Annotated in this window: 11 protein-coding genes; 5 read left to right on the top strand and 6 right to left on the bottom strand. The window is 65.7% G+C overall.

The features are described 5' to 3' along the window. The first annotated feature begins 154 nt into the window (after positions 1 to 154). The 3 genes from F1640_RS21920 to F1640_RS21910 are packed head-to-tail and all read left to right on the top strand — an operon-like array spanning position 155 to position 3,765. Positions 155 to 1,201, top strand: a complete 1,047-nt coding sequence (locus tag F1640_RS21920) for a LacI family DNA-binding transcriptional regulator (RefSeq protein ID WP_136957859.1) — start codon at positions 155 to 157, stop codon at positions 1,199 to 1,201. Continuing rightward, entirely contained in the window at positions 1,194 to 1,550 is a 357-nt protein-coding gene (locus tag F1640_RS21915; protein ID WP_148092141.1) for a hypothetical protein, read from the top strand. Before F1640_RS21920 ends, F1640_RS21915 begins: the two co-directional genes overlap by 8 nt. Next, positions 1,507 to 3,765, top strand: coding sequence for a TonB-dependent receptor (locus F1640_RS21910; protein WP_194921874.1), 2,259 nt, complete (start codon positions 1,507 to 1,509; stop codon positions 3,763 to 3,765). Before F1640_RS21915 ends, F1640_RS21910 begins: the two co-directional genes overlap by 44 nt. Before the next feature lie 172 nt (positions 3,766 to 3,937). Here F1640_RS21910 and F1640_RS21905 read toward each other — a convergent pair whose 3' ends face one another. The 6 genes from F1640_RS21905 to F1640_RS21880 all read right to left on the bottom strand — a co-directional run bounded on the left by F1640_RS21905 (position 3,938) and on the right by F1640_RS21880 (position 11,189). Then, complete coding sequence (locus F1640_RS21905; RefSeq protein WP_124808894.1) at positions 3,938 to 5,266, bottom strand: amidase; 1,329 nt, start codon at positions 5,264 to 5,266, stop codon at positions 3,938 to 3,940. After that, complete coding sequence (locus F1640_RS21900; RefSeq protein WP_206694922.1) at positions 5,263 to 6,012, bottom strand: HpcH/HpaI aldolase/citrate lyase family protein; 750 nt, start codon at positions 6,010 to 6,012, stop codon at positions 5,263 to 5,265. The genes F1640_RS21905 and F1640_RS21900 overlap by 4 nt, the downstream gene beginning before the upstream one ends. Next, positions 6,009 to 6,773 carry an SDR family NAD(P)-dependent oxidoreductase gene (locus tag F1640_RS21895; protein ID WP_124808896.1) on the bottom strand — a complete coding sequence of 255 codons (765 nt, stop codon included), beginning with the start codon at positions 6,771 to 6,773 and terminating at the stop codon, positions 6,009 to 6,011. Before F1640_RS21895 ends, F1640_RS21900 begins: the two co-directional genes overlap by 4 nt. Then, the gene (gene hisD / locus F1640_RS21890; protein WP_124808897.1) at positions 6,770 to 8,101 is read right to left on the bottom strand and encodes a histidinol dehydrogenase; all 1,332 of its coding nucleotides are present in this window, start codon (positions 8,099 to 8,101) and stop codon (positions 6,770 to 6,772) included. Before hisD ends, F1640_RS21895 begins: the two co-directional genes overlap by 4 nt. Positions 8,102 to 8,233: 132 nt before the next feature. Next, positions 8,234 to 8,995 (bottom strand): phosphatase PAP2 family protein, encoded by a 762-nt coding sequence (locus tag F1640_RS25910; RefSeq protein ID WP_194921871.1) that lies wholly within the window; start codon positions 8,993 to 8,995, stop codon positions 8,234 to 8,236. Between the two features lie 4 nt (positions 8,996 to 8,999). Further along, on the bottom strand, positions 9,000 to 11,189 hold the full coding sequence (locus F1640_RS21880; protein ID WP_124808899.1) for a phosphocholine-specific phospholipase C: 2,190 nt from the start codon (positions 11,187 to 11,189) through the stop codon (positions 9,000 to 9,002). Here F1640_RS21880 and F1640_RS21875 point away from each other — a divergent pair. Next, the gene (locus F1640_RS21875; protein ID WP_223806558.1) at positions 11,170 to 11,913 is read left to right on the top strand and encodes an HD domain-containing protein; all 744 of its coding nucleotides are present in this window, start codon (positions 11,170 to 11,172) and stop codon (positions 11,911 to 11,913) included. The two genes, F1640_RS21880 and F1640_RS21875, sit on opposite strands and share 20 nt — an antisense overlap. 238 nt (positions 11,914 to 12,151) lie before the next feature. After that, positions 12,152 to 14,959, top strand: coding sequence for a TonB-dependent receptor (locus F1640_RS21870; RefSeq protein WP_124808900.1), 2,808 nt, complete (start codon positions 12,152 to 12,154; stop codon positions 14,957 to 14,959). The last annotated feature ends 82 nt before the right edge of the window (positions 14,960 to 15,041 follow it).

Here is a 15,041-nt window from a genome sequence, read left to right as displayed (position 1 = left end):
TCCTGTGGTGGAATCTGCGCGCCCGTATATTGCATTCGAATGCAATTGTCATGCCCCTTGTGCGCGACAGTGTCGCCGCCCTAATCCGACGCCGAACTTGCCTGTTGCGACCGACGGCCTAGAAGTGCCGCAAGTGCAAGCGCGACGGGATCTCATGGCGAAAACCAAGTCTGACACGGATGCTCAATCGTTTCTGGCGAAGGCCGGGCGGCGGCCGACCTCTTACGATGTCGCGCGCCTTGCCGGGGTTTCGCAGTCGGCGGTTTCGCGGTGTTTCGCGCCCAACGCCTCGATCGGGCAGGCGAAGCGCGAAAAAATCCTGAAGGTGGCGGCGGAGATCGGCTACAAGCCGAATGCCCTCGCGCAGGCGCTGATTTCCAAGCGTACCCACCTTGTGGCGGTGCTGATCTCGAGCAATACCAACCTTACCTATCCGGAAGTGCTGGCGGGTTTGTGCGCCAGCCTGACCGATCGCGACATGCGCGTTCTTCTGTTTAGCCTGCGCAGCGAAAGCGATGTCGACCAGATCATCCACCAGATCTGGCGCCATTCGGTGGACGGCGTGATCGCGGCGGTGCGTCTGTCGGACGACCAGTTGGCGGAATTTGCCCGTCACCGCATTCCGGTGGTGCTTTACAACCGCATGGCCAGCGGTGGCGGAGCCGGTTCGATCCGGTGCGATTCCGCCCAGGGCGAACGCGATCTGGTGACGCGCCTGCTGGACAGCGGGCATCGCCGTTTCGGAGTCATTGCCGGCCCCGAAGACAGCTATGTCGGCGAAGAACGGCGCCAGGCCACTCTGGCTACCCTGGCGGCGGCCGGCATGACCGATGTTCCGGTGGTGCGCGGAGACTACAGCTACGCTTCCGGACGAGCGGGGCTGATCTCACTCCTGCAGGAAAGACCCCAACTGGACGCGATCGTCTGTGGCAGTGACATGATGGCCATCGGCGCCATGGACGGCGCGCGCCAGGATTGCGCCCGGCGCATACCGCAGGACCTTTCGATCGTGGGTTTCGACGGGTCCGGCCCCGCCATGTGGGAAAGCTACCGGCTGACGACGATCCGCCAGCCGGTCAACCGGATGACCGAAGCATCGGTCGCGATGCTGATGGAGCGACTCGACGATCCTTCCGTTCCGGCGGAACAGCGTCTGTTCTCGGGCGAGTTGATCATCGGAGAATCGGCGCGTTTTGCCTGATGGCAACCAGATCGATGCATTCGGTATCAGATATGTTGTTAAAATGTCGCACGAGGGCGGCATTTCTGCGCGTCTTAACGAGGTTGTGCTGCCGCAATATGTGCGGCTGATGGAAATTAAAATACAGAGATATAAGGATTATTTTGAACAGGTCGATGCGCAATCACAAAATGTGACTTCGAATGCAAAAAGATATCGACGGGTTGGCGCGGGCTCGATAAGTTCCTGTCAAATTCCAATGAGGGAAAGGGGAGTAATCGATGCATCGCAAATTCTGCCTCGGGGCGTCCGCCATCGCGATGGCGATGACCGCTTCACCGGTTCTGGCGCAGGGCGCGCCGCAGTCTGACGCCGGCGCCGGTGCATCGGCCGATGTGGGTGGGGACATCATCGTGACCGCGCAGCGCCGCAGCGAACGCCTGCGCGACGTGCCGATCGCCGTCACCGCCCTGTCTGGCGAGGCGCTTGAGCGGCTGCACGCCAACAACATCTCGCGCGTCGAATTCGCCACGCCCGGCTTTACCTGGGGTTCGCAGGGTTCGGACTCGTTCCCGGCCATTCGCGGCGTCCGCACCAGCCTCGTTTCCGCCCAGACCGACCCCGTGATCGGCTTCTATGTCGACGGCATCTATCAGAGCCGCACGCAGCAGCAGAGCATTCCGCTGTTCGACGTGGCCCGCGTGGAAGTGCTGCGCGGTCCGCAGGGCACGCTGTACGGCCGTAACACCTTCGGCGGCAACGTCAGCGTCGTCACGTCCGATCCGATGAAGGATCTTGGCGCGGGTATCAATATCGACAAGGGCAATTTCAACTCGGCCCGGATCGACGGATACGTCAACATCCCCGTGTCCGATACGCTGCAGCTGCGCGTGTCCGGCGTGTTCCAGCGCCACGATGGCTATGTCCGTTCGACCACCTCGGACGTCGTGCTGAACGACCTCAACGAGAACGCGCAGCGCGTGGTGCTGAAGTGGAAGCCCGACAGCCGCCTGGAAGTGACGCTGCGGGCTGGCACCTGGCGCCGTGACGATGCGGGCGCGGGTTCCTATGGCTACAAGGTCGCGGGCACGCTGATCAACCCGGCCACGGGCTATCAGTCGATCAACGGCAGCCCCCTGGCGGTAAACCCCTCGGTGCCCAACGGTTCGCCCAACGTTGCCGGGCGCGATGTGGGCCTGCCGGTCACCGGCGGCGCGTGGACCAACGATTGGGACTATCAGCCTTTCGAACACATCAAGGAAGACTACGTTTCGGGCCAGATCGCCTATGATCTCGGGTTCGCGACGGTCAAGTCGATCACCGGCTACACCCACTTCCGCGCGCATCGCAGCGCCGACAACGACCAGTCGAGCAAGGTGTTCGAAGCCTATGGCTACGGCTCGGGCATCCAGGAACCCAACACCCGGTCCAACGCGTTTTCGCAGGAGATTCAACTCGCCTCGAACTCGCGCTCTCCGCTCGAATGGTTGATCGGCGGCTATTACCTGCATGACTCGATCTTCGAGACCTATCAGCAGAAGATCACCGCGCCGGGCGCGACCACCAATGGCTTCAAGGCGGATTCGGACATAACCACCAACGCCTATGCCGCGTTCGGTCAGGCCAGCTACGCCATCGTGCCGGACAAGCTGAAGCTGATCGGCGGTCTGCGCTACAGCCACGAAAAGAAGGCGTTCATCTTCTCCGACTACGCGGACGCGGCGCCGGGCACCTACAACTTCGTCACGCCCTATGTGACGACGAAGGGTTCGCCGGGCTTCAACAGCTGGACCTGGCGCGCGGGCATCCAGTTCACGCCTTCGCGTTCGACGATGATCTATGCCACCGCGTCCACCGGCTTCGCGTCCGGCGGCGTGAACGACACCGGCGGCAACCCGCTGATCCCGGCTTCCTATGCGCCTCAGAAGGTTTCGGCCTATGAAGGCGGCGTCAAGTCGCTGATCCTTGGCGGCAAGGGCCAGATCGAGGCTTCGGTGTTCTACAACCGCTTCTCGAACCTGCAGATCAACGTCTATACGCCGCTGGTGTCCTACTTCGGTTCGGCCGGCAAGGCACGCAGCTATGGCGGTGAAGTCGCGCTGCGCCTCAATCCGGTGGCTGGCCTGCACATCGACACGACCGCGGCGTTCATGAACGCCAAGTACACGAGCTATATCAGCGGCAACAACTTCTTTGGCCTGTCGAATGGCACGGACCCGGTCTCGCTGAACCTTGCCGGCAAGTCCATTCCGCAGTCGCCGAAGTTCAAGTCGACCGTTGCGGTGTCCTACGATCTCGATCTCGGCGATGCCGGCACGCTGTCGCCGATGGGCACCTGGCTGCATTCGAGCAGCTACTACGTCACCGACCGCAACACCCCGCTGGATTTCCAGAAGTCCTACGACAAGTTCGATGCCTCGCTGCGCTGGAGCGACAAGAACGACCGTACCTTCGTGGAAATCTATGGCGACAACCTCACCAACCGCGCGGTCCTGCTGAGCGGCGTGATCGGTCGCCGCCAGCGCATGCAAGTCTCCTATGGCGCGCCGCGTACCTACGGCGTCCGCGTCGGCACGAAGTTCTGATCTTCACGCGGGGCGGGACAGGTTCCCGCCCCGTCATTGTCTGTTCTCCCTCTGGCCGGGCCCTGATCGGGTCCGGTCATTTTTTGTGCGCGCGGCAAGCGCCGTTCGCCGGCCACGGGGCGAACCGAAGCCGGCAAAATTCGGAAGTGCGAGAGAGGCGGAAGCGCCGGGTTTAGACGGCCGTTGCCTCGATCAGCCGGGCAAGGGCGAACAGCGCGCCCTCGTTGACCGGCGGAGCGAGGAATTCGATGCCCACGGGCATGCCGTTCGCGGCGAACCCGGCGCAGACCGTCAGCGCCGGCCAGCCGCTGCGGGCCGCCAGCTCGGGAGCCCAGCCGCCCTTGGGGTTTTCCAGATCGTCCGGAATGGCCTGCGAGGTCGGATAGACGAGGGCATCGATAGCTAGCGCCGCGCAGGCCGCGCCGAGATGCCCTGCCAGGGCCTGGTGCCGTGCCAGGATGCTGGCGGTTTCGCGGTCCTTCGCCGCGATCCGCGCGGCGAGCGCCTTGGCATGATCGGGCAAAAACGCCTCTCCGGCAACGATCACATCGAGCGAGGCAGGGGCGGAGCCGGGCAGGAAGTTCGATGCGAGATAGGCATCGAAGGCCGTCGCGAACTCGGCATCCACGATATGCTCGCCATGCCCGGGGTTGAGGTCGGCGGGCAGCGCGGGCAGGTCAACCAGCGTGACGCCCGCTTCGGCCAGCCGGTCGAGCGCGGTGGCGCATACAGCATCCACGGCGGCGTTGGCGCCGAACACCTCGCGCACCACCCCGATCCGGCGTGGCAGCGCGGACACGGACACACCGTGGCCCATCGCCGCGAGCAGCAATTCGGCGTCCGCCACCGTTCGGGCGATCGGGCCGACCGTGTCGGTGGACGGGGCGAGGGGGGCGATGCCCTGCATCGGCAGCGCGCCGTGGGCGGGCCGGAATCCGACCAGCCCGTTGAAGGCTGCGGGGATTCGGATCGAACCGCCGGTGTCCGTGCCGATCCCGCCCAGCGCATAGCCCTGAGCCACGGCAACGGCCGTGCCGCCGCTCGATCCCCCGGCGCTGGCGTGCGGAGCCCGGGGATGGAGGACGTCGCCGCCCAGCGAACTGCGCGAGCGGATTTCGAACGAGAATTCGGACAGGTTGGTCTTGCCGACGATTACCGCACCCGCATCGCGCAGGCGTTCGACGATTATGGCCGATCGCCGGGGCATCGCGCCGGCAAGCGCGCGGCAGCCCGACGTGGTGGGCACACCGGCAAGATCGATGTTGTCCTTGAGCACCAGCGGAATGCCATGGAGCGGCCCCGCTGCGGTGCCCTGCGACCGGGCGCGGTCGGCGGCCTCCGCGTCCCGCGCCGCGTGCGGATTGAACGCCAGCATCGCGTGGAAGCGATCGCCGTCCCTATCCAGCTTCTCGAGCGCCTGATCCAGCAAGGCACGGGCGGTGGTTTCCCCACGCGCCAGCATCGTCGCCGCGGCCGTTATGCTGGCCGGCGGTCCGGTCACGCGCGCGTGCGGTCCAGAAGGGCGGCGGCGCCCTTGAGCAGGAAGGCGTGGTCCGATTCCAGCAGGAACAGCGTCGCGCCGTGCTGCCGCCACAGCGGGACGTCTTCGGCCCGCGCCACGAACATGCCCACCGGGCGGCCATGGCGACGCCCGGCAGCGCAGATCTTTTCGACGGCGGCGATCACCTGCGGGTCGTCCTGGCTGGACGCGCCATAGGCGACGGTCAGATCCGCACGTCCCACGAACAGCGCGTCGATGCCCGGCACGGCGGCGATCTCGTCGATGGCGTCCACCGCTTCGGGGTCTTCGATCTGGGCAATCACGGCGGTATTGGCCGCACTTGTGGCCAAGTGATCGGCCATGGTCCGCGTGGTATAGCCCGCCGCGCGCGATGATCCGGCATAGCCCCGGCCACCCGCGCCATAGTGCGCGTACCGCGCGAGCGCTTCCGCTTCCGCCCGGGAACGGACGTGCGGCGCGACCACGCCGGTTGCTCCGCAGTCCAGCGCGCCAAGGATCTGTTCGGGCGAGGTGACCGGCACCCGGACCAGAACCGGCTTGTCCGCCGCGCGGGCCAGTGCGACGCACAGGTCGATATCGCGCCGGTCGAACGGCGCGTGCTCGGCATCGAGGCACAGGCAGTCCAGCGCCGTCAACGACAGGACTTCCACCACGATGGGCGATGGGGTCTTGATGAACGTGCCGACCAGCAAATCGCCGGCGTTCAAGCGTGCCTTGAATGTCATTCCGCCGTCCATCCGCCATCGACGACCAGGCTGGTGCCCGTCACCATTGCGCTGGCATCGCCGGCGAGGAACAGCGCCGCGCCCATCAGGTCTTCCACGGTGCCGAGCCGGCCCAGCTTGATCTTCTGGAGCACGCTGGACCGGAATGCCTCGTCTTCGAAGAACGGTTTGGTCATTGGCGTCTCGATGAAGGTTGGCGCGATAGTGTTGCTGCGGATGCCGTGTGGCGCAAGGTCGAGCGCGAAGGCCTTGTTCATGCCTTCCAGCGCCCCCTTGCTGGCACAGTACAGGCTCCGGTTCGGCCCGCCGACATGGCCCATCTGGCTGCCGATATGGATCAGGCTGCCCTTCACGCCATCACGCAGCATGGCCTTTACGCAATGCTGCGCCACGAAGAACGCCGCTTTCACGTTGAGGTCCAGCACCGCGTCGTAATCGGCCTCGTCCACCTGCCACATCGGCATGGGGCGGTTGGTTCCGGCGTTGTTGACAAGGACGTGGAACGCGGGCCGGCCTTCGAAGAAGGCGGCAACCGCGCCCATGTCCGCCACGTCGAGCACGGCCGCCTCGGCCATGCCACCCGCCTGCCCGATGGCGGCGGCTGCTTGTTCGATTTCGCCTTGCGTCCGCGCGGCGAGCGTGACCGCCGCGCCCGCTTCGGCAAGGGCCGCCGCCATCGCCAGCCCGATGCCCCTGCCGGCGCCGGTCACCAGGGCCCGGCGCCCGTCCAGGCGGAAAGACGGCGTGGCGGGCAGCATCAGGCGCGCGTCAGTTCGCTCGGGGTTGCCTGCCCGGCATAGGGCACGTCACGCCCGCCATAGCGCCGCACGCGCAGGTTGGCCTGCTCGCCGTGCCCGGCGAAGCCTTCCAGCGCGCAGAGCCGGCTGCAATATTCGCCCACCAGCGCGCTCGCTTCGTCGGTGAGCACCTTCTGGTAGGTGCAGGTCTTGAGGAATTTGCCCACCCACAACCCGCCGGTATAGCGCGCCGCCTTCTTCGTCGGCAGCGTATGGTTCGTGCCGATCACCTTGTCGCCGAAGCTGACGTTGGTGCGCGCGCCCAGGAACAGGGCGCCGTAGTTGGTCATGTTCTGCAGGAAGTAATCCGGATCGGCCGTCATCACCTGCACGTGCTCGCTGGCGATCTCGTCAGCGATCCTGACCATTTCCTCGTAGCTTTCGGCCACGATGACCTCGCCATAGGTCTCCCACGCCTTGCGGGCATGATCGGCGGTGGGGAGGATCTGCAACAGGCGCTCGATCTCGGCCATCGTTTCGCGCGCGAACTTCTCGCTGTTGGTCAGCAGCACGCCGGGGCTGTCGGGGCCGTGTTCCACCTGCCCGAGAATGTCGGTGGCGGCCATTTCCGGGTCGCAACCGATCTCGTCGGCGATGATCAGGGTTTCGGTGGGGCCGGCGAACAAGTCGATGCCCACGCGGCCGAACAGCTGGCGCTTGGCTTCGGCCACGAAGGCATTGCCGGGGCCGACCAGAATGTCGATCGGGTCGATCGTCTGCGTGCCGATGGCCATGGCGCCGATCGCCTGGATGCCGCCCAGCGCATAGATCGCGTCCGCCCCGGCCAAGGCTTGCGCGGCCACGATGGCGCGGGCGGGCTTGCCCTGGAACGGTGGGGCGCAGGTGACGACGCGCTTCACGCCGGCCACCTTGGCGGTGATCACCGACATGTGCGCCGACGCCAGCAGCGGATACTTGCCGCCCGGAACGTAGCAGCCGGCGGCGTTGATCGGCACGTTCTTGTGGCCCAGCACCACGCCGGGCATCGTTTCGACTTCCACGTCCTTCATGGAATCGCGCTGGATCTGCGCAAAGTTGCGCACCTGCGTCTGCGCGAACTCGATGTCCTTGCGCTCCTGCGCGGTCAGGCTATCGACCGCGGCATCGATTTCGGCCTGGCTCAGGCGATAGTCTTCGCGGTCCCACCCGTCGAAACGTATGCTCATCTCGCGCACGGCCACGTCGCCCCGCGCCTCGATGTCGGCCAGCGCCGCTTCCACCGTATCGCGTACCTTCCGGTCGCCCTCGGCCTTCGCTTCCGCCGTCGCCCCACGCTTGAGATAGATTGCCACTCAACTCTCCGTCTTCGGATTTGCATTCGAATGCAAACGGTGTGGCAAGCTTGGTGCGGCAAGTCAAGGGCAAGGCGGATGCGAAGCCTCGGGGCGCGGTATGTATCGTCTGGACGATGCCGGCGCCGGCGGTTAGCGGCCGGGTCCTTGCCCGCCCAGTTCGGCTTCCCGTGCGCAGGCGGTCGGGTCCGGCACCGGGGCATGGGCGCGCAGCCTTGCCAGTTCGCGCGCGGCAGCGACAAGATCGCGGTGATAGGCAGGCGAGGCCTGCAGCATCGCGAACATCGCGCTGCCGGCAAGCCAGCCCGCTTGCACCGCGCTGTGCGAATGGACACCGCAGATCACGCGGCTTTCGCCATAAGCGCGGGCACGGGCGAGGAGCGGCGTGGCGCGATCGGGCAGCAACTGGACCAGCACCAGTGCTTCCAGCCAGCCGTTCGCGGCATGGCCCGAAGGATAATCGCCGTTGCGCGCGAGATGATCGGTGCGCGGCTCGCAAATGGGCGCATCCGTGCCGAGATAGGGCCGCGCCTTGCGATAGTGCTCCTTCACCGGTCCCACCATCTCGCCCGTGCCGATCCGGTCGAGCAGCGCGGCCAGCGCCGGCGCGCGGCGAGCATCTATCCGCATCCCCATGGCGCAGGCATAGCGATCGAGCGGCGCATTGGTCACGTCGTCGGTCGCCATCCGCCAGCGCGGGCTTCCCTCGAGCGCGCGGGTGGCCCGAAACAGGGCAAGATCGGCGTTGTCCTGCGGGCTGCCCGGCGCGGGGGGAAGGGGCAGCACGGCCACCCCGTCCGGCACGCGCGCCGGCGCCACGTAAGGCGCCTGCGCTGCGCCCGAGGTTGCCGTGAGCGCGAGCGCCACGCCCGCCGCCAGCCAACCGCGCCGCACGCGGTCAGGCCTCGATGCGCATCGGGCCGATGCCGGGATCGGTCCGCCCGGCGCGCCCGTTTTCCACCTTGCCGGCAAAGCGGCGCAGGAAGGCCGGTTCGCTGTCGGTGCGGATGGTGAGGTCGTACCAGTTGTCGCTCGGGCCAAGCCGCCACAGGTCGCTCACCCGCTTGCCCGGCGCCACGGACACCGAGCGGATCGGCGCGGTCTGCGCGCGGTAGGCGGGATCGAGCGCGATCGCGAACGTCACTGGCGCGGCTCCACGATTGACCAGCACGAGTTCCACTGCATCCATTTCCGGTCGGTCGATACACAGCGCCTCAACGTGCGCGCCAAGTGGCCCAGCGAAGCGCCGCCACAGCCCGTTGGGGCCGCGCAGGGTGAGGTCATAGGCGTCGGCGGTTGCGTCGGCAGCGGGGAGGGGGGCATCGTGCCACTGTTCGCTGGCGAAGCGGTCGCCCGCGCCGATGGTGTAGTGCCATGGCTCCTGCCGGTCGGTGTTGTCGTGGACGGTGAAAGCCGCGCCCTTGGTCCCTGTGTTCGCCAGCGACAGACGGAAGCGGCGTGCGGGCGTGACTTCGCCCGTCACCGCGAGGCGATAGGGCAGGGGGCGATGCGGGCGCTGGCCGGGCATCTGCGCGGCGGGCTCCTGCCGCGCGGGAATGGCGTTGGCGGTGCCCGCCGCCGAGCGGGCCACGCGGTCGCGGAAATCGGCGGTATCGGGCAGCGCGCGCGCCGGGCGCGAGGGATCGGCGCGCGTGAAATCGAACGCGGAAGTCAGATCGCCGCATACCGCGCGGCGCCACGCGCTGATGTTGGGTTCGCGCACGCCGAAGCGCCGCTCCAGAAAGCGCAGGACCGAGGTGTGGTCGAACAGTTCTGAGCAGACGAAACCGCCCCGGCTCCATGGCGAGACCAGCATCGTCGGCGTGCGGATGCCCAGCCCGATGGGGTGGCGCGCGCCATGTTCGGCGGCCCAGGCGCTTTCGGCCGACCAGTCCTTCATCTCGCCGTCGAGTGGCACGGTGCTGTGCCCGCGATAATCGCCCACCGGCGGCACCGGCGGCGGCATGTGGTCGAAGAAGCCCCCGGCCTCGTCGTAGTTGAGGATGAACACAGTCTTGGCGAAGACGTCCGGGTGATCGATCAGCGCCTCGATCAGCTTTGCGGTGACGTGTTCGCCCTTGGACGGTTCGGCCTTGGGGTGTTCGGACAGGTCCGCTGCCGTGACGATCCACGAGACCGCCGGAAGCTGGCCCGCCGCCACGTCGGCACGGAACGCGGCGACGAGCTGTTCGCCGTCCGAACGGGTGCGGTCCGGCCCCTGCCGATGTTCGCTGACCCAGGCCCGCCCCCGGCGGTATAGGTCGGAATCGGGCGGGCAGGGCCGGAACGGCGGGAATACCGAGAGCAGGTTGTCGCCGAAATTGTCGTATTCCTGATAGACCTTCCACGCGATGCCGGCCTGCTGCAGCCGTTCGGCATAAGTCGTCCAGCGATAGGCGTCGGCGCGCAGCGGCTGGTCGGTCGCCATGTCGGCGCTGGGCGTCTCGTCCTCGCCATAGTTGCTCATTTCCGGATCGCCGCCGACCGTGCCGCCACCGTTGCAGCCGGTGAACAGGTGCAACCGGTTGGGATAGGTCTGCGTCATGGTGGAGCAGTGATAGGCGTCGCAGACGGTGAAGGCGTCCGCCAGGGCATAGTAGAACGGCAGGTCGCCGGCGGTGTAGTGCAGCATCCGGTTGTGTAGTTCGCCGGTGTGGCCCCAGCGGTCGTAGCGGCCCCGGTGGAAGATGTGCATGTTCTCGCGGTGCGACTGGTCCGCGCCGTCGACGGTGAACGATCGGGTCGTGTGCGAATCGCCGTGATAGGGCAGGACATGCCCGTCGGGATGCTGGTCCGAAGGCTGTGCCCACACCGCGCGTCCACCCGGCAGGCGCAGCGGGCGGGGATCGCCCAGCCCGCGCACGCCGTTCAACATGCCGAGATAGTGATCGAACGAACGGTTTTCCTGCATGTGGATGACCACGTGCTCGACATCCATGATCGAGCCCGTGTGGCCCGCCGGCGCGATCGCCAGCGCCCGATCGATCAGGCCCGACCACAGTCCGCCTGCCGAAAGCGCGCCCGCCACGCTGCCCGCCTGCGCCGTCGCCTTGAGGAAATCGCGCCGGTTGCCGCCGCTTCTGCTCATGCCCGTGCCTTTCTCCGTTGCCGTCAGCCGGTCTGCAAATGTCGCCAGCCAGTCATATTTTTGGTATAGTCCAAAACTGCTACAGATTGACGACGCCCGGAGCGGTACCGGGCTGCATAAAACGATGTGCAGGCCTTGCATTGCCGCGGCAGGAATGACGGGAAACCGAATGACGACGACCAGAATTGACAGGATTTTCCGAATTATCAACGAATTCGGCGACCATCACTACGGCGAGGAGATCTCCCAGATCGAGCACGTTCTGCAATGCGGGCATCTGGCGCGGACGCAGGACTGCTCGCCTGCCATGGTGGCGGCATCGCTGTTGCACGATATCGGGCAATTCATTGACGATGCCGGAAATGCTGCGGAGCACAAAGGCATTGATGCGCGTCACGAGGTGACGGGGGCTGCGTTTCTTTCTCCGTTCTTCGCGCCTGACGTGACCGAGCCGGTCCGCCTGCATGTCGATGCCAAGCGTTATCTCTGCGCGGTCGAGCCGGGTTATGCGGAAGGCCTCAGCGGCGCTTCGCTGCTCAGCCTGCAACTGCAGGGCGGCGCGATGAACCCCGATGAAGTGGGCTCTTTCCGAAGCAACCGCTGGTTCGAGGACGCGATCCAGCTTCGCCGCTTCGACGATCTGGGCAAGCGCAAGGACTGGCAGGTTCCCGATCTGGAAACATATCGCCCGCTGCTTGCGGGTCTGCTGCTACCCGAAGGTTGAAAGCGGTGCGACGATGGGCTGCTTCGCGGCGGCCGTTCCATATTTTGATGCAGGCGCGAAAGCTGTCACGCCGATGTAATGGCTAACTGGTTTATACCAGTTGACTGAAAAATCGATTCGCAGACGCCCCGCCCGCCGGAAGCTCTCCGCCTCCGGCAACGGGTGCGCCTTGCCTTTTCGGATCGTCCCGCCGGTGCGGGGCGCAGTCGGGGTTCTTGCGTTCCTGGGGAGAAACGACATGGCAGGTTACAAGCGCGCGCGGCAGGGCCGCGCGCTGTTCCGGGCGTCTGTGGCGATCGCGTCGATCGTCGCGGGCACCGCCGCGCACGCCGATGAAGCGGCCGATGCGCCCGATTCCATCACGGTCACCGGCCAGCGCCTGAGCACGGTGGCCGCGATCGAGGAGAAGAAGAAGGCCGATAACGTCATCGACATCATTTCGGCGGACAACCTGGGCAAGCTGCCCGACGCCAACGTGGCCGATGCGCTGGCCCGCATTCCCGGCCTGTCGGTGATCGTGAACCAGGACACGGGCGAGGGCGAATACGTCGCCATTCGCGGCCTTTCGGGCACGTACAACGCGGTCTATATCAACGGCGTGCGCGTGGCGCAGACCGATCCGGGCAGCCGCGACGTTTCGCTCACCGTGCTGCCGCCGAACGGCCTTGCCTCGATCCGTGTGACCAAGACGCTGACCCCCGACCAGGATGGTGACGGCATCGGCGGCTCGATAGATTTCCGCACGCCCACCGCGTTCGATTTCCAGAACGACCTGACGCTGCGCGCCTATGGCGCGGCCGGCTTCAACCAGCAGGCGAAGGACGCGGGCGAAGCGGCGGGCACCTATCAGGGCCAGCTCGATTTCGGCAAGCGCTTCGCTGATGGCCGCTTCGGCGTGTTCATCTCCGCCAACTACGGGATGAACCACGGCAACGGGCAGGAAACCGAAAACGACGGCGAATGGGAACCCTATCGCTGGCGCAAGGACAGCCAGGAAGCGATCGACCAGAGCAACATGCATCTGCCGGGGATCGATCTCGATTACCGCCGCCTGCAGCAGAAGCGCTATGGCGGGAACGTCTCGTTCGACTATCACGGCGATCATACCCAGCTTTACCTGCGCGGCCAGTATTCGCACCAGGAACAGCGCGGCACCAACGACGTGACCGATTACCGCAGCCGCAAGACCGCGCGGCTGACGCAGGTGAACATTAATGACACCACGCTGGTCCAGCCCGACAAGGCGGTGATCGGCACCGGCGCCAAGGGCCGCATCTACAGCTATACCACCAGCCAGATCGTCGATGCCGACGGTGATGGCGTGATTACCGATGCCGACCGCAATTCCAGCCAGTATTGGTCGCTCAACGGCCGTTCCGGCGTGTGGAACCCGCAGGCGTTCCAGTTCGCGCGCAACTTCTCGACGATCGACCAGAACCAGACGCTCTACACGATCAACCTGGGCGGCCACACCGATGCCGGTCGGCTCCAACTCGATTACGACGCCAGCTATTCGGGCGGTTCGCGCGCCACGCCGGAAAGCTATTCGATCAGCTACAACTGCGACAAGTGCACTTATCCGCTCAACGCGCAGGGGTTGGACTGGGTCTCGGCCGACCCGCGCTTCCCGCATGTCGACCTGACCGGCCCCGCCGCCAATGTCGAACATGACTCGTCGCTGCTGCCGTTCGACGGGCTCAACGTATCGCGCGACCGCCAGAAGGACAGCCGCATCGCCTTCCGGTTCGATGCGCGCTATAATTTCGAAGGCAGCGTGCTCGATTACGTGAAGGTCGGGGCCAAGTTCCTCCAGTCGAAGCGCCAGTACGATTACTATCCCGGCTACGGCGGCGATCTTTCGGGCACGCCGCTCGATGGCCTCAACCTCAAGCAGTCGGGGCTCGTCCAGAAGGAAGTAATGAGCGTGCTGGGCGGCCAGTACTATTACGGCGACGTGTTCAACCGCGACAAGGTGGTCGCCGCGATCAATGCCGCGATGAAGGCCAACGGCTTCACCGACAGCGGATTGCCCGATCTGACGCAGCGCAAGCGCGGCACCGAGCGCGTCTATGCCGCCTATGCCCTTGCTCATTTCCACTTTGACGCGCTGCAGGTGATCGCCGGCACGCGCTTCGAACGCCGCGAGACGCACAACGTCGGCTGGTCCGACGACAGTGCCGGCAGCGGCTTCATCGCGACCGACCGGGGCTACAACGTGCTGCTGCCCAGCGTGACCGCGATCTGGCGCCCCGACGACAAGAATGTCGTCCGCGCCGCGATCTGGACCGGCTATTCCCCGCCCGAATACGGGTTCATCGCCGCCAGCCAGTCGGTTTCGCGCAATTCCAAGGGCGAAGTGGTCGGCATCTCGCGCGGCAACCCGGACCTCAAGGCGGCGCGGGCGCTCAACCTCGATCTCTCGCTGGAAACCTATCCCGATGCCACCAGCATCGTTTCGGCGGGCGTGTACTACAAGCGCATCTCGAACTTCATTTTCACCGGCGGGAACGAGGTCAACGCCAACACTTCGGTCGGCACCGTCGTGATCGACCAGCCGCAGAACGGGCAGAGGGCGACGATCTACGGCGTCGAGCTGAATATCATCAAGGGGCTGCAGGGCATCACGCCGCCGTTCGACGGCTTCGGCATCGAGGGCAACATCACCGTGCAGAAGTCCAGCGCGGAAACGGGCCTTGCCTATCGCGCCGGCAAGCCGATCCGCTTCGTCAACACGCCGCACCTGATCTATAACGCGGCGCTGACCTACCAGAAGTACGGCGTCGAGGCGAAGCTCTCGTACAACTATCGCGGCAAGTACATCGAATCGCTGCGCGACAACGCGGTCGACAAGTGGGTCCAGCCCAACCGCAGCCTCGATTTCCATTCGCGCTACAACTTCAACAAGCACTTCGCGCTGGACTTCGACGTGGGCAACATCCTGGGCGGGTGGAAATACTACACCACCAAGGGCGACAATCCGAGCTACCAGAAGGATTACATGGAGCCGGGCCGCACGTTCCTGTTCCGCGCCAGCTACGTGTACTGATCTACCCTTCCGGACCTGGCGCGGGGGTATCCCTCCGCACCATCCACGCCGCCCGGCCCCCTCACTGGCCGGGCGGCGTTTT

It is taken from the genome of Novosphingobium sp. NBM11, from assembly GCF_015390225.1.
GTDB lineage: Bacteria > Pseudomonadota > Alphaproteobacteria > Sphingomonadales > Sphingomonadaceae > Novosphingobium.
Note: the sequence above shows the minus strand (reverse complement) of the source record. Positions and strands in the feature narration are given on the sequence as shown.